Origin of the sequence: Lactobacillus melliventris, from assembly GCF_013346935.1 — a bacterium.
GTDB lineage: Bacteria > Bacillota > Bacilli > Lactobacillales > Lactobacillaceae > Lactobacillus.
In genome coordinates this window covers 79,967-99,183 of sequence record NZ_JAAEEB010000005.1, presented here as the reverse complement: position 1 = coordinate 99,183, position 19,217 = coordinate 79,967, and the positions used below count along the sequence as shown (strand labels likewise).

The following is a 19,217-nucleotide window of genomic DNA, read 5'->3' as shown; positions in this document are numbered from 1 at the left end:
TTATTTACCACGCGGAGCATTTTTAGCAGCATTAGCATCAGGTAAAATACCGATAAAAATTGCTGTCATCATTAAAACAATACCCTGAATGATAAAAGTCAACATAAAGTTACGTCCAGCAATCATTGAGATAATAACTGGGATACAATATGAAAACAGTAACGAAACAGTACCGATCAAACCACCTGCTGAACCTGCATATTTTGGCCCAATTTCAGGGAATGTGATTGGCATTGCCTGCATCAAAGGACCGGTCATCGCACCGAATAATCCACCAAGTACTAAAGAAATGGTCAGTGGCAATCCTAGTGGAATGAACCAAGTAAGTGCAATTAACAGACCGGCAATCAGGGTTACGGTAATCATAATTGGTTTAGCTTTTTTAGCCTTGCCAATTAGTGCAGGACCAAATAATGAACCACAAAGACTACCAATGGTAGCTATAGCAGCGATATTATTTCCTTGAATGGTAGACATTCCTCTTGTGGCAAAAGCTGGTGGCATAATATTAGAGAAAGCTTCACTTGCTCCCATTCCGACACCAACACTGATAGCGACAATCCAAGTCTTTTTACTGTGTGCAGCTTCTTTAAAGAAATCAAGGGATGATTCAGCTTTTCCTTGCTTAACTTGCGGTTGGGGAATTTCTTCACCCTTAGGGGCATCTTTTATGAAAAGCAGCCAGCAAACTGTCAGAACTAATAATAAGCTTGCTGAAAATGTAAAGGCTGCCTTTACGCTTGGAAACAGAGGACTGGTAATACGAGTTAAGATAATACCTACACTAGCCGAAGCGAAGAACACACCCATAGCTAAATTAGTATCCTGCTTAAACCAAATACCAAAAATCTTGATAGTATTCGCATTTAAAAGTGCCATATACACGCCAAACAATAACAACATGATCATCATGGTGACAAAATTGGTGGCAATTATACGGCCATATGCACCGAACAAAGAAATAATAAGTCCTACTGAAACAATTTTCTTAGCACCGAATTTATCTGCAAGTGAACCAGCAGGAATACTTAAGAAAACTGCGACCAACATTGGTGCCATTGCCAAACTTTGAAACTGTGCTGTTGACAGATGCAAAGCCGGAATAATTTGAACAGCTAATGTTGAAATTTGAAATTGAATGTAATTACTCGTTGCATCAAGCAAAGCTACAATCGCTAAAATTACCCATCTATAACTAGAAAGCTTAGGTAACTGTTTTTCATCCATAATAAATTAAAACTCCTTTTGTGATTAAAATTAATTTTCAGCGGCGTATTGTCCAGCTAAACGGCCGAATGTTTGAGCATGGCTGCAAGTAAGACCTGGAACACGGTCTGGGTAACTGCCCCAGAAGAAACCACCACTGGCATTACCAGCCGCATATAAATGAGGAATTGGCTTACCCATCTTATCAATTACTTCCATCTTGGTATTAATACGCAAGCCATCTAGTGTTGCTAGCAGGCGGCCACCCATAATAACACCATAGTATGGCGCTTTATCTACTGGGAATAATCTGAATTTTTCTTTACCAAAATCAGTATCGATGCCCTTGGCACACATCTCGTTGTAGCGTTCAACACTATTAACCAAGTTATCTTTTGGTAAGTTCAGTTTTTCGGCCAATTCTTCAATGGTATCGGCTTTTTGAACCATACCATCATCAATTCTGCGTTGAATCTCAGCCTTATTTTCTTCAGTATTGTAAATACCAGGCCAGCCTAAACGTGAGCAGCCTTGAGTTTTGAACTGGGCCAAGTGATCCATGGTATCTTCTGACCAAATTTGTGCTTCGAGGTATCCCGGTTGTTTAGCCATTGCATTAATATCAAATTGATAAGGCACACTCTCGTTGCCAAAACGTTCACCGTTCAGGTTAACTTTAAGCATAGGATAGGCGCCCATCCAGAAATAGCCGGGACCTTTAAAGTCAATTTGATAATGTTCTTCAGCGTTGGTACCAACAGGAACAGCACCACGATCAAAAATAATTTCTGCTGGTTCTTCATCGCGAGCTGCTCCCACTTTCAGTCCTGCCAGAATACCGGAACCATCATCACGCGGACCATCAGAATAAACGTTCTTCTTGTAGCCAAGCGGATCCCACTTCTTCATTAATTCAACGTTGCCACCATAGCCACCTGTACAAATAATGACACCCTTGGTAGCCTGATACTCCGTTTTTTCACCGCTATCACGAGCGCTGGTAATCACACCGGTTACCGCACCGCTATCATCAGTGACAAGTTCTTCAAGTTTAGTATTGTATTTAAGAGTTACTCCTAACTCCTTAACTTTATCAATCACCCAATCACCATAATGAGCCCAACCATTGTCAGGTGTAGCAATTGCAAGTTCAGTGTTAAAAGCGGTGTTAACAACTGTTTCATAGTAAGCATCCTTTTGCGGTCTCAAGACGCCGCCATTTGGTTTTAGAATGTTATCTTCCAGCCAGTTCGCTGTTTCATCAGCATGATTTGCCCAGGTCCAAAGTAGACGCTCATCAACATTATCTTGGAAAAATAAAGTTAAAAAGTTCATTAATTTAGCTTTATCAACCTTAATACCTGCCCGTTTTTGAGCATTACTATTCAGAGCGGCAAAGAAAGACCGGTAGAGAAATTGTGAACTGCCCTGTTTATCAATTAACAGAACTTTAGCTCCTTTTTCTGCCGCGGCACATGCTGCCATACCACCAGCATTACTGGCACCGGCGATAATTACATCATAAGTATTTTCCATTTTTGTCCCTCACTTTTTAAAACTAATTTCTCAATCGCTTACATGATACTATGAATCAAGTGATTCTTTTCACGCATTTCAGAATTGAAGATTACAAAATGGAATGCAGATATTATGTTTTTGAAAGTTAACGCAAAAAAGCTTGCACTATCAACGTTTATAAGTTGACTGCAAGCTCTACAAAAATCACCTTCTGTTGTGAATTACTTATTTTTATTTTCAAATAAATATTCGTTTATTGCTGACTTCAATGTGCCTACCACTTTTTCAAGTACAGAATCATTGGTAAAGCTTTCCATATATGCAATACCGTAAGGCGAAATCTCATGATAATTAATGGGAATATATTTAATTCCCTCTGTTTGGTAATCTGCAATGAAATTAGGTAAGACACCGTAACCCCAGCCTCCACGAACATAAATATCCATTGCCAAAAAGTCTTGTACAAATTTAATATGATCCATCCCCAATTTATTGATTAGGGCAGTTTGAAAATTTAATTGCACATTTAATGAGCTATTTGGATCAAGTAAAAATAAATCCTGATCGACCAAATCAGAAATATTAATCTCAGCTTTTTCAGCTAATTTAGACCCCTGAGGACATGCTATGACTATTTTACCCCGAACCATTGGTTCAAAATTGATGTCTTCAATGATATCAACATCTTCTCGAGCAATTGCACATAAGTCTACATGATGATTGAGAAGCTCACCAATTGAATTATTAAGAACAAAAACAAATTGAATATTTAAGTTGCTTTCGGATTCCCGCAATTTACGCAAAAAGATTGGTAAGATTTTTTGCTCAAATGGTGTATCACAAACTCCTATCCGCACAAGGGTTTCTGGATCATTCTTCTTACTCTGTAAATAGGCAACGGTGTAGTCCATATCGTCTACTACGTTTCTGGCCACACGATAAAAATATTTGCCGGCGTTTGTTAATGAAATCCGATGATGCGCGCGATTAATTAAAGTTACCCCGATGGTATTTTCAAGATCTTTAATATTTTTAGAAACTGCTGATTGGGAAAAATTTAGCTGCTCAGCTGCGATAGTAAAACTTGAATTATCTATAGCCTTGATAAAACAACGTAATTGAGTAAAATTCATTTTTATTACCTCATTAAAAATCTCAATTTAATTTCTGTATATATTATACTAAAAACTTTTAATATAAAAATACGGGCTTTACTTTATCCAATTTGTTTTAGTGTATACAAAAAGGCCATTTAGCGCAAATGGCCTTTTTAAAAACTGTTACTTTATCTTACTTAGCGCATCATTAACCGCATCTTTGAGACCGCGTGATGAGCTTGAGGCACCGCTGACTGCATCAACATCAACGGTATTTTCCTGAACCATTTTGGCAGGTAAAGTCTTGATAGCTTTTAAGCCGTAGTCATCTGATTCAGCTTGCTTCAAAACTTCAATATTCTTTAAGTTCTTTTGTTCATCAACAGTTACCCGGACAACTATTTCATCACCCATACCTTTAGTTGATTTACCAATATATTGGTTTTCTCCTGTTTCATAGGTTTCATGTTTAAGATCCGAAGTCAAGTGCTTTTCAGGAATAGTAGCACCACTTGCTGCATCAGTTGTTGCAGCAACTTTTGGTTTAGCCGCATTTTCTCCTGCAATCTTGCCCCAAATTAAGCATTCTGCCAAATTATTGCCGCCTTGGTATTGGTTAGCACAGATACCGCCAAGTTCACCTGCAGAATAAAGATTAGGAATCGCTTTACCTCTGGTATCCAAAATTTCGGCATTCTTATTTCTTCTAGGACCACCTTGCGTATTGAGCATAGTTTGTTCTAGTCTGACAGCATAAATTGTGTTACCAGTAAATGCACGTAAAGTTGCTGGCTCTCTTCTAAATTCGGGATCATCTTGCTTTTGACATGCCTTATTGAAACGATTGAGGGTATCAGACAATACTGCCGGTTCAACACCAATTTTCTCGGCTAATTCGGAAACAGAGTCAGCTTTGATAATATTTTCTGTGTATGGTTTGTAATCGCCAATAATTTTATCGCTATCTAATTCATGCTTTTTAGTTTCATCAAAAATCAAGTATGGGTGCTCTTGATTTAGCGGCACTTTCCATTGACCATGATTCTTGATATGGCCGTGGCGGTTTTCTTCTGCTTCATTAAAGTATCTGGTACCGTCATCACCGATAACAAACGAACTACCGCTAGAAACAGCTTCATTTTGAGGCCCTAACATTAAGCGACCGCGTTGTCCTGCTGGTACCGCAAAAGCCATACCATGAAGCAGACCTAAAGATTCATAATTATGTAAATGCCAAAAATCAGCGCCAGCTTCCAGGGCCATTCTCAGACCATCACCTTTGTTGTAAAGGGTGCCTAAAGGTGCCAGTCTTTTGGCACCAATAAAGTCTTCAATCATTCTTTGATTATTTTCAAAACCACCGGTAGTCATGACAACACCATTTTTAGCCTGAACTTTGAGCAATTTGCCATCACGCTTAATCACTACACCGTAAATCTTTTTGGTTTGTGGATCTTGAATTAGTTCTTGCGCAGGTGTGCTGTACAAAACGTCAATTTTGTCTTGCCGTTTCACTACTTGCTCTTTTAAAATCTGCCATAAGGAAGCATCAAACCAATGTTTAGTGACAGTGGTAAAATCGTAGGACTCTGAACCTGGAAATTCTGGAAATTCCCTGAAAGCATAACTTTTGTCAGGGGCATATTCCTTAGCACTATTTGGTTTAACACCTAAATATTTAGAAACATATTCAGGAATGTGTACCATCCCGTCGACATAAGTATCAATCATCTCTTCGTCAAGTTCCATTGGCGCCGTTAGTTTCTGATAATACTTTTTCAACTCATTAAAGTCATTACCCGTACCAATTAATTGGGCAGAATACCGGGTATTACCACCTTCGTGCCCTTCAGGAGCTGCATCAACCAGCAGCACTTTAGCGTCATGATCAGCCGCAAACCGAGCAGCAGTGGCACCAGCACCGCCAAATCCTAAAACAACAACATCATAATTTGCATCCCATGCAAAATCTTTATGATAAATCATATAAATCTCCTTTTTATAAATCGCTTTCATTTATCAAATTAATTTTATCACATTATATTTTTCCAATATATACTATTCAAAAAACAATAGTTATCATTAATAAAACTCATTGAACTCATCTGTTAAAACAACTTGACTTAAAGTTCACGTTAAGGATTAAAGTAATCTTATTAAATCAAATATAAAGGAGTTAAAAAAATGGACGATCATAAAAGTGATGTGCAAGATGGTATTTTTGCTTTAGGTGCCAAAAATACTGCTTATCAAAAATATTTTAAAGGTCAAAGCTATCTGCAGAGTTTAGTCAGTGATCCTAATATTAATGTCAGCGTCTCAAATGTCAGTTTTGAACCCGGTTGTCGCAACAACTGGCATCAGCATATCGGTGGCTTTCAAATTTTACTGGCTACTGCCGGTGTAGGCTGGTATCAAGAAGAAGGTAAGCCAGCACGCAAACTGCACCCAGGAGATGTCGTCGTAGTTCATGACAGCGTCAAACATTGGCACGGAGCTACCAAGAACAGTTGGTTTGCACATATAGCTATTACTGCGGGAACACCTAAATGGCTGGAACCTGTTACAGATGAAGAATATGAGAAGCTGGAGGACTAAAAATGAAAAAACAAACAGCTGGTAGAGATAATTTAGGTGATTTTGCACCTAAATTTGCGGAACTAAATGATGACGTTTTATTTGGGGAAGTCTGGTCAAGAGAAGATAAATTATCTGCACGCGATCGTAGTTTGATTACCTGTGCTGCATTAATGGCACAAGGCGCTTTTCCCCAACTTAAATCACATATGATTATAGGAAAAAAGAATGGTATTACCAAAGACGAAATGGTAGAGTTGATTACCCACCTGGCCTTTTATTGCGGCTGGCCTAAAGCATGGTCAGCATTTGGTCTGGCGCAAGAGGTTTTCACTGATTAAAACTTTTAATATAAACGGTTGGTCTGTTTGCTCATATGACGGCCAAATTTGTCTTAAATTTGTGGTTCATATCACTGCTTGATCTAGCCGCTTTTTATGTCTAAAAACTTTGACCGTTAAAGGTGTCAGCAGCTGAAAATTTATGTTACTCTTGATGGGTATTAAAAGAAATTATGGGAGTATAACGATCATGAGCAAAAAAATTTTAATTTTACACACTGGTGGCACCATTTCAATGTCAGAAGATGAAAATGGCAAAATTAAGCCCAACAGTCAAAACCCATTAGCTGACTTGTCTTTAAACGTTGATGATGACGTGCAGTTAGTTACAGAAGAAATTTTTAATTTACCCTCGCCCCATATGACTCCTGAGCGTATGTTACAGCTCTCCTTGCGTATCCGCCAAGCTGAAGCAGAAGGCTTTTTTGGCGCAGTTGTAACTCACGGCACTGATACTTTGGAAGAGACAGCCTTATTTTTAGATCTAACTATCTCCAGTAAAATGCCTGTAGTAGTAACCGGGGCCATGCGTTCTTCTAACGAAATTGGCAGCGACGGCCTGTACAATTTCAGGACTGCAATTATGGTGGCAAGCTCTGATGCTTCCATTGGTAAAGGTGTTGTAGTAGTCATGAATGATGAAATTCACCCAGCCCGTTATGTCACCAAAACTCACACCACCAACGTAGCTACTTTTCGGACAGCCACTTTTGGTCCAATTGGCGTTGTTTCAGAAGGCCACGTCAATTATGTGCAAACAATTAACCCGCAACAACATTTGCCAATTGACCATGTAATTTCAAATGTCTATTTGGTTAAAGCATACGCTGGAATGGGACCAGAAATTTTGCAAGCTTTAAATAAACCGACAACTAAAGGAATAGTGATTGAAGCTTTAGGTGCCGGCAACATGCCGCCACAAACTCTGCCAGCACTGCAAAAGTTGCTTGATAATAATATTCCGCTGGTATTAGTCTCACGCTGCTTTAATGGTATCGCTGAACCAGTCTATGATTACGAGGGCGGCGGTGTCGGTTTAGCCAAAATGGGTATTATCTTCTGCCGCGGCCTTAATGGCCAAAAGGCCAGAATTAAACTCTTAGTGGGTTTAAGTGCCGGACTTCATGGTGAACAATTAAAGAAATACATTAATAAATAAAATATGTGTTCAAGCCAGCTGCAGGCGTAGCTGGTTTTTTGCTTGCAAAAATTAATGATTATTTGTAAAATGACCGTTGGTCATTATTGAATGAAAGGAGCACAAAATGTCATTATGTATGTCTTAACTCCCAGAGAAAAAGAAGCCAAAAAGCAGCTAATTGCGGCTGCAGCCAGTAAATTATTTCAAAAAAATGATTTTAACCAAATATCCATGGCGCAAATTGCACATGAATCAGGCGTAGCCAAAGGCACACTATTCAATTACTTTAAAACCAAAGAAAACATCTTTATGTATCTGCTGCTTTCTGGTTATCAAGACTACCTCAAAGAAGTACGCCAGCGTTTTCAAAAAGCTGCAAGTATCACTTCTTGGAATGACTTTACTGCTTTTTTATTAGAACAAAATCACCTGTTAATACGTGAAAGGCCCGATTTATTGCGGCTTAACGCATTACGGGGGCCAATTTTAGAAGCAGCGGCTGACAGAGAACAAACTTTGGCCGGTCGGGAAAAACTATATGAAATAAACCAGCAACTGGGACAGGCGATTGCTGCAAGAATTACACTATTAAGCGTTAAACAGGCCAGTCACCTTTTCATTATTCAGAGTGCCATAATTAGCGGTCTCATGAACATGATGAATCTGGACGAATTTCACCACGATCAATTGCCGGTTGATTTTAACGGCTTTCAAATCGACCTCGAACAAGAAGCCAATCAAATAATGTTGTTTTACTTACAAGGATTGCAACAAAAACTGGAGGGAACTAAATAAAATGAAACTCGTGAACATCAGAAATTTTGCCATAATTGCTCATATTGATCATGGTAAATCAACCTTAGCTGACAGAATTATGGAACAAACTGATACTGTGAGCAAAAGGCAGTTAAGTGACCAATTACTCGACAGCATGGAAGTTGAACAAGCTCATGGAGTAACAGTTAAGTCGCGCTCAGTGCGTAACTTTTATCAAGCTGACAATGGGCAGGAATATGAATACAATTTAATCGATACGCCTGGACACGTTGATTTTTCCTACGAAGTCTCTAAAAGCCTCGCCGCCAGCGATGGTGCTATTTTATTAGTTGACGCAACCCAAGGCGTACAAGCACAAACCGTAGCCAACTTACGTTTAGCTTTAAAGCATAACTTGACCATCATTCCGGTGATTAACAAGATTGACAATGCAGCGGCTGACGTTGCGGCAACAGAAGCGCAAATTCGTGCGCTGCGTCCCGAATTCGCAGATGTGGCTATTTTAAAAATTTCTGCTAAAACCGGCGAAAATGTTCACCAAGTACTAGAAGCTATTTATCAAAAAATTCCAGCGCCGCAGGGAAAACCCGCTGCACCTCTTAAAGCCTTAATTTTTGACTCGCAATATGATTCTTACCAGGGAATTATTGCGGACGTCAGACTAATTGACGGCACGTTAAAAAGCCAGCAAAAACTAGAATTAATGCAGAACGGCAGCACATTTAATGCTCAAGCAGTGGGAATCTTCACGCCAGATATGAAGCCAGTAAAGGAATTAAATGCGGGTGAAGTCGGCTATATTGTGACTGGGATTAAGGATGTTGCCAGCGTGCAGGTTGGCGATACCTTAACCGCTGCTGAAAATCCTACTAAAAATGCTATTCCCCACTTTAAGCCGGCGCAGTCAATGGTTTATGCCGGTTTTTATCCTAAAGGAGATACCAGCTATGAGGCTCTAAAGCAGGCTATCAGTAAGCTCGCTCTCAATGATTCAGCCTTTCATTACACCCCCGAACAGTCCGAAGCACTTGATGCCGGCTTTCGTTGCGGCTTCTTAGGTATTTTCCATTTGCAAATCATCCAGGAACGACTGCGCGATGAATATCAGGTCGAAGTGTTGACTACTGCGCCGAATGCTACCTATCACGTTTACCTCAAGCAGCCTCAGCCTAAACAGGAATATCTCACTATCACCAATCCGGCAAAATTTCCTGATTTTTCTGAAATTGATTATGTCACTGAATCATACGTTAAGGCCGTAATTACCACGCCCAATGAATACTTGGGTGCCGTCATGAAATTATGCGACCAGCATTTTGGGGAAATGGTAGACTTGGACAATCAACAAGATTTAGTCACATTAACATACAAACTGCCGGTATCTGAAATTGCCTATGACTTTTTCAACAGTTTAAAGTCAATTACTCATGGCTTTGCGACTCTTGATACGGAATTTTTGGATTATGAACTAGTGGATGTAGTCAAAATTCAAATTCAGATTAATTATGCTGCTGTCGATGCTCTCGATATTATTGTGCCGCGGCAAAAAGCCGATTTAATTGCCCATAAATTAGTTAAAAAATTGAAGTATACTGTGCCGCGGCGTTTATACCCCATGCCTGTGCAAGCAATGGTGGAAAACAAAGCAATTGCCAGAGTTGACGTGCCGCCTTTGCGTAAAAATGCGGCTGTTAATGGCGAAAAACGGAGTATCTCGAAGAAACAGCAACTTTTACGCAGACAAAGTTTAAACAAAAGACAAGCCGTTAAAAGTGACATTAAACTGCCGCAGAGCGTCTTTGATGCCATTTTAAATATTAATGAACCGGATTAGAAAAAATATCTATAAAGCAAACTAAAAGCCTAATATGTTAACACATTTTGGTGTTACTTATTAGGCCTTTGGTTTTAATTGATACCTTTTCTTCAACTCATATGATAATGTTCGAAATCAATTTTAATAACTTTTTTATAGCATTTCTTGAAGAGAAACAATTTGTATATTGGAATTATATTCAGTATTTAGCTGTTTGATTTCATTGTTAAAATCATCAAATACTTCTTGATTTTCCTTGGATTCGTATTTGTCTTTTTTACTAATATCCTCTGATACAATTATTTTTAAATTTTTGATTTTATCATCTTTCACTGCTGTCCTGATGTCAAATAATGAACTTTTTAATTCCTTAGCTCTAACACCATTTTCAGCATAATCAAACGAGGTCACTTTCAAATAATTTTCACCAAGTTTATAGTCAATTATTGACTTAGTATCGAACTTACCCTTTATTTGTGGTTCAGTTAATTCTTTATCCGTATTTTTGCTTTTCAAACTCTTTTTCAATAATCTTTTTGCTGCAGGAGTAGTAATGCGTTTAGATTTTGGACGATCATAATACAGAAAAGTTTTTTCCAAATTTTCCATATCAGTCTTTAAATTTCTCTCATCTGAAACAATGCATGCAACATCTCTAAACTGAAATTCATTAGCAAAATATTCAGTTTTTCGTCTCAAATAGTCAAAAGAATCCTTCTGTAACAAATCATCTTTCGGGAAAAAAACATTTATAGCTTGCTTAGTTAATTTTCCCGTTGTCGGAAAATCAAGATCTTCATGTAAAGCTTCCATAGTAATATCGAAAAAGCTTTTATCCCACTCGTCATCAAATCTAGCAATTCGCTGTTTATTACGTGCAGAAACAAATTTAGACATTTTATAGTTAGGGACATGAAAAGCAATTCCGACATTGAGACACTCGTGCCTAATTTGACTTGGTATATATTGCAAAACTGCATAATAAATGTTAATTTTTTGAGTCATCACTTTCATTCCCTTCATTAAAATTTAAAATGTTTCTTCAAAATGTTAATTATATCTTGATAACGGTCTAATTGAAAATAAATAAATTCTTTTGCTTCTTTTAAATCGCTTCTATCAATTCCCCAGCTTGATGGAATATCATTAAAAAAACTTTCTTTAGTTGCATCAGTAAGGTTCTTTACTTTTCTACTAATTTTAGAAAAAGCATGTTTTCTATTTATTTGAGAAATCATGTTTTTATAGATTGGACCATCTAAAGCATCTAATACCTCTAGTGGTGCCTTCATATCTTGTTCCAAGCTATACTTATCCCAAATTTGTGCAATTCTAAATATTGAGCCAAAATCAATTAGAGTTATTTTTTGGGTTTCCTTTTCGAACAGCCAATTTCCGGGATTTTCACCTCTATCAATGTTCATCAACAATTGATCAACAAACAAAATTCCCGGAAAATCATCTTTATTACTAGCATATCTAAAATAAGTCGGTAGTGCACCAGAAGTAGCTTTTATCCATTTTGAAGCAAAGCACTCTCCCGGTTTTGCATTTATATTTTGTAGCTGTTGATTTGAATCTATAATACTTTGTGGCAAACGAATTATTTTAAAAGCAGGAACTGGTAGTGAAAGTGCCTTAGATACTCGGTACCCAATTAATTCATTGAATAAAGCTTTCCCATTTTGGTATTTATTTTGACATTTCATGACTAACAATTCCGGTGAATTGCCACAATAAACTGTAATAGGTACAGTCGTTCCGATCTTTATTTTATTTTCAACTGATATTACTTTTTCCATAAATTAACCCTAAGTAAACGACGAGGGCATAAGTTTACATTAATACTAATACCTATAAAAATAATAACAAAAAGTTCACATTAAGAAAAGAAACTTTTGAAAATATTTAATTCTTTACCTTTCTTATTTTCAGCCTTGATAGATCTCTAACTTTACTGGCCCGATTAATCCAGCTGGTGGAATAATACCAAATTGGGATTCAGGGTCTTGAATTTTAATGGCCAAGTTATTTACGGTTTCAACTTCAATTTTATTTGGACCTACTTTTAAGAATGCTGTTATAGCAAAAGTTGAGTTTTGCTCAATTGTTCTTCCCACTAATTTGCCATTAACCTTTAGTTCAGCGACTTCACCGATTTGTCCTAGATTAATCTTGAATTCATCTAAAAGCTTCTCGACTGTTATAGTAGTTGAATAATTACTTTTGCCAGAGTAATTCTTAAAGCCTGGTAAAGAATTCACATCCCTTAAGTCAAAATTTTTGAAACACTGACCTGCAATTTTTAAATCCCAGTTTGAAATTTCTTTTTTTTCAATTAGCGACTTATCATGATGCTGCAGTGCATCATAGTCATTGTCAAAAAGAATAAAGCACGTATGACCAGCTGCTAATTTTAAATGGAATGTCTGAATTTGTTTACCCAATAATTCAAGTTTTAAAGTCATAGGATCAAAAGCATATACATCGTGTTTTTGACTTAACATTACTTCTTCATCAATGTTTTGGTGAATGTTCTCATTGAAAAAGAAGACACCATTATCATCACTACTCTTAAAACGATATAATCGCAAATTTTTATTATTTTTAAGTAGACTGATATCCGCTTTATCCTTAACAGTGCGCGCTATTTCTGCTAATGGCAATATTTTAGCTTTAGCTAATTCACCACTAATGTCGTTTAAGTTTTCATCACAACGTGGCAATTTGTTTACAAAAAATACCTGAATACCATTTTTACTTACCTTTTCTATAATTTGTGCTAGTTCGTTAGTTATATATTTAGTCTGCGGGATAATTAAACAAGTAAATTTATGATCATTGATTTGAAACGAGTTTTTACTTATTAAACAGTCTTTTAAATAATCTATTGTTACTAATTCATGCGGTATTTGCTTTTGATAAAGCCGCTTCGTAACTTTTTCAAAAGGCATAGCAGTGGCATCCAGCCACTCGTTTTCAGCATGATATAACACTGCGACCTGGCATAATTCCTTGCTATCAGACAGAATAGCACTTACACGGTTAATATATTTAAACAAGACAGGGTAATATTTTTGTTCTGGTTCATTACCATCAGCATAAAAATGCGGGGGACAATCTGGATCAGGGAATTTATTAGAGTTGAAAGCATGAGGTACAAAATGATTAATACCTCTAACCATCATATGATCAGCTATATATTTCATTAATGGTAGTCCTTCAGCCCAGCCATATGCTCCAAACAGTTCCACCATCGACCTTCTTTTTTTTCTAGGTTCCAGTTGAGCAGCAGAATTAGCTAAGTCAGCTAAACCATAATGGAAAAATTCACCATTCCAACCGGACTTAGTCATTGCCTGATAATATCCGGTATCAAGCCCTGGCATGATTTGGTTTAAAACCACGTCAATTCCCGCCATATCAAAGCCGGCCATGGCTTTAAAATAATGACCTGCGCCATATCCTAGTCGCGCATGTGCACCATTATCTTCAAGTAAATGGCCAATATGTGCAACACCATGTTCTTGACACCATTTTTGTAACACTTGAGCAAAATTTTCTGCATAGAGTTTAGAAACTATCGCCATATATTTGTATCTGATATTAATTTCTTGATGATGTACATCTGTTGTCGTGGTAAGTAACGGCAATAATTTATAGTCTGATGCAAAATAGGTTTCCAGCATGTCATCACGCCAAGGTAAAACCATATTGGTTTGTCCAATTTGACTAAAAGACCCGTGGGCATTGCCAAAGCGGGGTTCATCACTAAAAAAGCCTAATATAGTTGTGCCGAATAATTTTTGATAATGCTTATAGTGCTGCTCATAAACTTCATTAACTAAAACTTCTGTTGCTTCCTTAATTAAGGGATTCAAATAATTTTCAGTTTCTTTTTCTCCCCCATCATAAGTTTGCAGTAGAACAAAAATTCTGCTCTGCCCTGAAGGTAAATCAAGGGTCAGTATATTGTCCGTTAGATTATCCGTGATATCAGTAATTGTATTACTGTCAATTTGATTATCAGCAGTTTTTCGGGCAATTAAAACCTTTAAAATTTTATCAGTATCTTTTTTAGGAACAAAAACTCCAGCCGGATTGACATATTTAAGAAGAAGTTTGGCGTTTTTGACAGGACCTGCATAATCTAATTGCTTTATGTATAAAAACTTTTTCTGTAATGCTTGGGGTACCCGACCAGCCACATAGCCAGTGGGAAAATGGGAATCGTCTAAAATCCACACTTTCATCCCTCTCTTTTCAGCTTGCTCGAAGATGAAATCTAAATCCTCCCACCAGGTTTTGCCTAAAAAATCAGGATGGGGCCGTGACTCAATACAAAAACCCTTTATGCCGGATTTATAAATTGAGTCAATAGTTCTTTTTAATTTTTCCTTTGATTCATGGTGTAACCATAAAAAAGGAAAAATAGAATTGTTTATCTTATATTTAATTACATCGTTAATATTACTCATTAAATTAATCCTATCTAATAACCATTATCGGTGAATCCTTTTGTTTAATTTCATTAGTATTAGTATCAATTTGTTTAAATTCGTCTGAGTTAGTCACTATTACCATTGTGGTTGTATCATAACCAGCTTTTTGAATCTTATCCCATTCAACTTGTGCAATAGGTTGACCCTTTTCGACTTTATCACCTTTTTTGACCAGAATATTGAAATATTTCCCTTTTAAATTTACTGTATCAATACCCATGTGGATCAACAATTCCACACCATCATTTGAAATTAGTCCAATTGCATGTTTAGTCTCAAATACAGTAGATATCGTACCAGCAATAGGTGCTGTCACTTCTTCAGATGAAGGAACGACGGCAAAACCGGTACCCATAGAACCACTGGCAAATACTGGGTCTTTAACTTGAGTCAACTCTTCAATCTTACCTTGAACAGGTGAAATGATACCAAAATCATGTAAACTGATTTTAGTTGCCGGCTTTATCTCACTTGTTGTTTTGCTTTCATCAATGTCATCTTGCTTGGTGTAGCCAAACATCATTACCAAAATTAAAGTAACTAAAGCAGTTGCTACATTAGCTATGATATAAGCCCAAAAACTGGAATCTAATCCCTTAGGATTAATGTAAAGTGGTGCGGCGAAAATACCATTTGATCCAAAAGCATAGTTCTTGGCATTCATTAACGCCATAATGGCACCGCCAACACCACCACCAATAAATGACATGACAAAGGCTTTTTTATGTTTCAGAGAACAACCATAAATTGCTGGTTCAGTTACTCCAAGAATAGCAGTTAAAGCAGCTGCACCAGCGATTTCCTTATTTTTCTTATTTTTTGCTTTTAAAAAGATTGCCAAAGCCACTGCAAACTGGGCAAAAACAGTTACACCTAAAATGGCATTAATAGGATCTTAATGCATCGTAGTAATATTATTCATTAAAATCGGGATAAAAGCATAATGAAGACCAAAGACAACCATTACTTGCCAAAATGCCCCTAAAATAATTCCTGCTAAAACGGGGGCAAAATTATAAATTCCAATTACGGCAACTGACAATATTTTTGACAGGTATGATAAGACAGGCCCTGCTATTAAGAAAGTAGGAATTGTCCCAACTAGATATGAAAACAGTGGTACTAAAATTATTTGTGCTGCAGGTGTAATATGTTTTTTAAAATAGTGTTCCGCAACTGAAGCTAACCAAACTGCAAAGATTGCTGGGAAAAGCGATGAAGTATAATTTGCTAAAATTACTGGTATTCCAAATAAATTCATCGCAGTCTTAGCATTATAAGCATTAACCAGGGTAGGATAGACTAAACTTGCACCAATTCCTGCACCAATAATTTGATTTGAATGAAAGTGCTTGGCAGTGCTTATACCCACTAAAATTGGTAAGAAATAAAACATTGCATCTGCAATTGCATATAAAATTAAATATGTTGGAGACTTTTCACTAAGGACATTAGTCGATGTTAGAAGTGCCATTAACCCTTTTAAAATACCAGCAACTGCAATCGCTGAAATTGCAGGACTGACAATCGCCACGATTAAGGCCATGAAACGATTAAACCAATTTTTTTCTGCCTTAGACTTGATTTTTCCGTCATTTTTAGTCTGCTCACCGCTAATATCATATTTGTTCATAATAGCGTCATAAACTTTTTCCACTTGGTTACCAATCACAACTTGGTATTGGCCACCACTGCTTATCACCGAAATAACTCCGTCTAGCATTTCGATTGCTTTAGTATTAGCACGAGCTTCATCTTTTAGGTAAAACCTTAAGCGCGTTACACAGTGAATCAACCCGTTAATATTTTGAGTGCCACCAACATTTTTAATAATGTTGTCAGCTAATTGCTCTACGTCCATTTTCTACATCTCCTCATTCATAATCATTACATTGATAATAATATTTGTAAGCGCTATAATTAGCTAGAGCAAAAATTAAGTTTCTTTACAACAAAAGTTAAGGTTCAAAAATGAATATTGAAAATGAACTTTTTGAATTAAGCAGATCTGAACAAAAGCACAGAAAACACCATGATAAATCAATGGCTTATTATGAACATGTCAGAAAAATAAGAGTGAGAGGCAAAGAAGTTTACCTTTTCGCTTATGATAATTTACTCAAAAAGAATACCGATACGTTCAATTTGTCTTCCTTAAATGATAAGCCAGCAATTATTCTGCAAAGACACGTGAGATATTCATATGTTCCTTATCATGTTCATGATTATATTGAATTAACATACGTTTTGCATGGCAATTTTAGTGAAACTATCGAAGGAAAAAGTTTTCACCTAAAAGAGGGTTCAATTACTTTCCTAAATACTCATACCATCCATAAAATCGGAAAAACTGAGAAACAAGATCTGGCAATTAATATTTTAATTAGAAAAGAGTTCTTGAGTGACCAAATTATTAGTATCTTTCCTACTCAAACTCGTTTAGCAGCATTCTTCTTAAATTGCTTATCAGTTGAAAATGATAGACCTGATTTCTTTGTCATAGAAAAATGCCCAGACATTAAACCTATTGTTTTAGAAATGATGCGCGAGCAAAAAGAAAACAGTTCTAATAAGGTTGAAATTCTTGATATGTTAATGAAAATATTCTTTTTAAGGTTATTACGCAGTCAAACTTATGACATTTATAATTCAAAGAGTTCGCAAATGACTGACATTATTGACTATATAGCAGTTAATTTTAGAAGTATTACTCTCGATAAATGTGCAAAGCATTTTGGTTTTAGTTCAAACTACTTTTCGTACTTAATTCACACCAAAACTGGCAAAACTTTTAAACAATTAGTCTTAGAAAAAAAGCTTAAATATATTAATTACATGCTAGTGAATTCTATTCTGCCTATTCAAGAAATACTAGATAATGTTAACATTTCTAATTCGACTTATTTTTATAAGAAGTTTAGAGAATTAAATGGCTGTAGTCCAAAAGAATATAGGTTAAAACAAAAAAAGCAAATTATTGAAAAATAGGACTTACGCATTAAAAATATATATTAATGTGAAAATGTGTTAATCTTCACAGAACTCGAAACGCAATTGTAAAGCAAAAGAACGGATAAAAGTGATATACATCTTTTATCTTTTATTCGTTCTTTTCGTTATTATCAAATTTAAGACTCTATAATTTATCCTGTTGATGACTTAGCTGTTAATTGGTTTTTTATTGCATAAAAATGAGGTCATCTTCCTCTTGCTTCTGGTAAAAGTTAGTCTAGCCAGTTTATAAGTTCTTTTTTGAATTAAATAAATCTTTTAGCTATCAAAAATTTTGATTTTGCTAATAATCATTGTAAAAATTAATGATTAACTATCTTTCTCCCAAGCAGTAGCGAAGCGGTTAAAATTAAAGCAAAAGCCAAAAAGGCATAGAAATCGAAGTAGTACTCAAACAGTAGTACAATTAGAGTACTATTTGAGAGAGGCGAGACAGTCATGGCAGCTAAAGATAAAAAAAGAGTTCAAGTACAAATTGATAAAAACTTGGCTGAAAATACCGAAGCAGTTTTAAGTGAGTTGGGCCTAACACCCACCACGGCTATTAACATGCTTTATAAGCAAATCGTTGCAGATGGTGCTTTACCCTTTAAGCCAACTTTAAGTGAAACAGAACGAGCAGAGTTACGTTTTTTAAAGGCCACTGAAAATACTCCAATAGTGGAGTTTAAAGACGCTAAAGAAGTTGCTAATTGGCTAAATGATCCAAATGAAGACTAATGGCCTAATTAGCTTATACGTTAGTTATGTAGAAACTGATGGTGGTAAGCGTAGACCAGTATTAATTCGCAAAGTTTCGGCGCAAACAGTTGAAGCTTATAAAATTACCAGTAAGTACAAAAATGAATCGGCTTATATCAGGCAACAGTATTATCCAATTAAAGAATGGCAAGCTGCCGGTTTAATGAAACCCTCATGGGTCGATATTGGTAAGCTTTACCGCTTTCCCAAAAGAGGTTTAACCTTTAAGGGAATCGGTCATTTAAGTAAGCGAGATCAAAATGAAATTGCTGATTTTGCTATTGCTTTGAAATCCAAAAGAAAAGGCAAAAACTAAAGAACAAAACCGATCTGCCTAGTAATTGAACAGATCGGTTTTTAATATCTTTATGGTAAGGTCACTCTGATAATATATTGGTCAGCATATGGCGGGTAGCCATGTTTTTTACTTAGTTCTTTTATTTCATTAATAATCTTGTTTGTACTAATGTTTTACTTTTTTCATTTTAA

Annotated in this window: 16 protein-coding genes and 1 pseudogene; 8 read left to right on the top strand and 9 right to left on the bottom strand. The window is 36.4% G+C overall.

The features are described from left to right. From GYV61_RS06215 to GYV61_RS06200, 4 genes are all read right to left on the bottom strand, one after another. The gene (locus GYV61_RS06215; protein WP_174795188.1) at positions 1 to 1,227 is read right to left on the bottom strand and encodes an MFS transporter; all 1,227 of its coding nucleotides are present in this window, start codon (positions 1,225 to 1,227) and stop codon (positions 1 to 3) included. A 30-nt stretch (positions 1,228 to 1,257) separates the two neighbouring features. Then, the gene (locus GYV61_RS06210) at positions 1,258 to 2,742 is read right to left on the bottom strand and encodes an FAD-dependent oxidoreductase (RefSeq protein WP_174795187.1); all 1,485 of its coding nucleotides are present in this window, start codon (positions 2,740 to 2,742) and stop codon (positions 1,258 to 1,260) included. A 203-nt stretch (positions 2,743 to 2,945) separates the two neighbouring features. Beyond that, a complete protein-coding gene (locus GYV61_RS06205; RefSeq protein WP_174795186.1) occupies positions 2,946 to 3,857 on the bottom strand; it encodes a LysR family transcriptional regulator in 912 nt (303 codons plus the stop codon). 147 nt (positions 3,858 to 4,004) lie between these two features. Then, on the bottom strand, positions 4,005 to 5,807 hold the full coding sequence (locus GYV61_RS06200; protein ID WP_174795185.1) for an FAD-binding protein: 1,803 nt from the start codon (positions 5,805 to 5,807) through the stop codon (positions 4,005 to 4,007). 198 nt (positions 5,808 to 6,005) lie between these two features. On the opposite strand from GYV61_RS06200, the gene GYV61_RS06195 reads away from it, so the two are divergent. From GYV61_RS06195 to lepA, 5 genes are all read left to right on the top strand, one after another. Next, the gene (locus GYV61_RS06195) at positions 6,006 to 6,419 is read left to right on the top strand and encodes a cupin domain-containing protein (RefSeq protein ID WP_174795184.1); all 414 of its coding nucleotides are present in this window, start codon (positions 6,006 to 6,008) and stop codon (positions 6,417 to 6,419) included. Positions 6,420 to 6,421: 2 nt separating this feature from the next. Then, positions 6,422 to 6,739, top strand: coding sequence for a carboxymuconolactone decarboxylase family protein (locus GYV61_RS06190; RefSeq protein WP_174795183.1), 318 nt, complete (start codon positions 6,422 to 6,424; stop codon positions 6,737 to 6,739). Positions 6,740 to 6,929: 190 nt separating this feature from the next. Further along, positions 6,930 to 7,898, top strand: a complete 969-nt coding sequence (locus tag GYV61_RS06185; protein ID WP_174795182.1) for an asparaginase — start codon at positions 6,930 to 6,932, stop codon at positions 7,896 to 7,898. A 90-nt stretch (positions 7,899 to 7,988) separates the two neighbouring features. Further along, positions 7,989 to 8,675, top strand: a complete 687-nt coding sequence (locus GYV61_RS06180) for a TetR/AcrR family transcriptional regulator (protein WP_194240819.1) — start codon at positions 7,989 to 7,991, stop codon at positions 8,673 to 8,675. A gap of 1 nt (position 8,676) precedes the next feature. After that, positions 8,677 to 10,491 carry a translation elongation factor 4 gene (gene lepA / locus GYV61_RS06175; RefSeq protein ID WP_174795181.1) on the top strand — a complete coding sequence of 605 codons (1,815 nt, stop codon included), beginning with the start codon at positions 8,677 to 8,679 and terminating at the stop codon, positions 10,489 to 10,491. A gap of 135 nt (positions 10,492 to 10,626) precedes the next feature. Here lepA and GYV61_RS06170 read toward each other — a convergent pair whose 3' ends face one another. From GYV61_RS06170 to GYV61_RS06150, 5 genes are all read right to left on the bottom strand, one after another. Beyond that, positions 10,627 to 11,478: a DUF3037 domain-containing protein gene (locus GYV61_RS06170; RefSeq protein ID WP_174795180.1), complete on the bottom strand. Its 852-nt coding sequence runs from the start codon at positions 11,476 to 11,478 to the stop codon at positions 10,627 to 10,629. A gap of 17 nt (positions 11,479 to 11,495) precedes the next feature. Further along, positions 11,496 to 12,275, bottom strand: coding sequence for a HipA family kinase (locus GYV61_RS06165; RefSeq protein ID WP_174795179.1), 780 nt, complete (start codon positions 12,273 to 12,275; stop codon positions 11,496 to 11,498). 129 nt (positions 12,276 to 12,404) lie between these two features. Beyond that, on the bottom strand, positions 12,405 to 14,951 hold the full coding sequence (locus tag GYV61_RS06160) for a glycoside hydrolase (protein WP_174795178.1): 2,547 nt from the start codon (positions 14,949 to 14,951) through the stop codon (positions 12,405 to 12,407). A 10-nt stretch (positions 14,952 to 14,961) separates the two neighbouring features. Continuing rightward, a complete protein-coding gene (locus GYV61_RS06155) occupies positions 14,962 to 15,816 on the bottom strand; it encodes a glucose PTS transporter subunit IIA (protein ID WP_174795177.1) in 855 nt (284 codons plus the stop codon). 54 nt (positions 15,817 to 15,870) lie between these two features. Beyond that, positions 15,871 to 16,836, bottom strand: coding sequence for a PTS transporter subunit EIIC (locus GYV61_RS06150; RefSeq protein WP_174795176.1), 966 nt, complete (start codon positions 16,834 to 16,836; stop codon positions 15,871 to 15,873). A 110-nt stretch (positions 16,837 to 16,946) separates the two neighbouring features. Between GYV61_RS06150 and GYV61_RS06145 the strand changes: the two genes are divergently transcribed. The 3 genes and pseudogenes from GYV61_RS06145 to GYV61_RS06135 form a co-directional block, all read left to right on the top strand. Continuing rightward, positions 16,947 to 17,963 (top strand): AraC family transcriptional regulator, encoded by a 1,017-nt coding sequence (locus tag GYV61_RS06145; RefSeq protein ID WP_174795175.1) that lies wholly within the window; start codon positions 16,947 to 16,949, stop codon positions 17,961 to 17,963. Between the two features lie 462 nt (positions 17,964 to 18,425). Further along, complete coding sequence (locus GYV61_RS06140) at positions 18,426 to 18,707, top strand: type II toxin-antitoxin system RelB/DinJ family antitoxin (RefSeq protein WP_174795174.1); 282 nt, start codon at positions 18,426 to 18,428, stop codon at positions 18,705 to 18,707. Continuing rightward, positions 18,697 to 19,038, top strand: a pseudogene (locus GYV61_RS06135) (hypothetical protein); the annotation flags it as partial. The gene GYV61_RS06140 and the pseudogene GYV61_RS06135, both read left to right, overlap by 11 nt. Positions 19,039 to 19,217: the final 179 nt, after the last annotated feature.

What these genes read in the sequence shown, in the direction of transcription:
- GYV61_RS06215 (WP_174795188.1), bottom strand. Translation starts at nt 1,227, where the DNA reads ATGGATGAAAAACAGTTACCTAAGCTTTCTAGTTATAGATGGGTAATT.
- GYV61_RS06210 (WP_174795187.1), bottom strand. Translation starts at nt 2,742, where the DNA reads ATGGAAAATACTTATGATGTAATTATCGCCGGTGCCAGTAATGCTGGT.
- GYV61_RS06205 (WP_174795186.1), bottom strand. Translation starts at nt 3,857, where the DNA reads ATGAATTTTACTCAATTACGTTGTTTTATCAAGGCTATAGATAATTCA.
- GYV61_RS06200 (WP_174795185.1), bottom strand. Translation starts at nt 5,807, where the DNA reads ATGATTTATCATAAAGATTTTGCATGGGATGCAAATTATGATGTTGTT.
- GYV61_RS06195 (WP_174795184.1), top strand. Translation starts at nt 6,006, where the DNA reads ATGGACGATCATAAAAGTGATGTGCAAGATGGTATTTTTGCTTTAGGT.
- GYV61_RS06190 (WP_174795183.1), top strand. Translation starts at nt 6,422, where the DNA reads ATGAAAAAACAAACAGCTGGTAGAGATAATTTAGGTGATTTTGCACCT.
- GYV61_RS06185 (WP_174795182.1), top strand. Translation starts at nt 6,930, where the DNA reads ATGAGCAAAAAAATTTTAATTTTACACACTGGTGGCACCATTTCAATG.
- GYV61_RS06180 (WP_194240819.1), top strand. Translation starts at nt 7,989, where the DNA reads ATGAAAGGAGCACAAAATGTCATTATGTATGTCTTAACTCCCAGAGAA.
- lepA (WP_174795181.1), top strand. Translation starts at nt 8,677, where the DNA reads ATGAAACTCGTGAACATCAGAAATTTTGCCATAATTGCTCATATTGAT.
- GYV61_RS06170 (WP_174795180.1), bottom strand. Translation starts at nt 11,478, where the DNA reads ATGACTCAAAAAATTAACATTTATTATGCAGTTTTGCAATATATACCA.
- GYV61_RS06165 (WP_174795179.1), bottom strand. Translation starts at nt 12,275, where the DNA reads ATGGAAAAAGTAATATCAGTTGAAAATAAAATAAAGATCGGAACGACT.
- GYV61_RS06160 (WP_174795178.1), bottom strand. Translation starts at nt 14,951, where the DNA reads ATGAGTAATATTAACGATGTAATTAAATATAAGATAAACAATTCTATT.
- GYV61_RS06150 (WP_174795176.1), bottom strand. Translation starts at nt 16,836, where the DNA reads ATGGACGTAGAGCAATTAGCTGACAACATTATTAAAAATGTTGGTGGC.
- GYV61_RS06145 (WP_174795175.1), top strand. Translation starts at nt 16,947, where the DNA reads ATGAATATTGAAAATGAACTTTTTGAATTAAGCAGATCTGAACAAAAG.
- GYV61_RS06140 (WP_174795174.1), top strand. Translation starts at nt 18,426, where the DNA reads ATGGCAGCTAAAGATAAAAAAAGAGTTCAAGTACAAATTGATAAAAAC.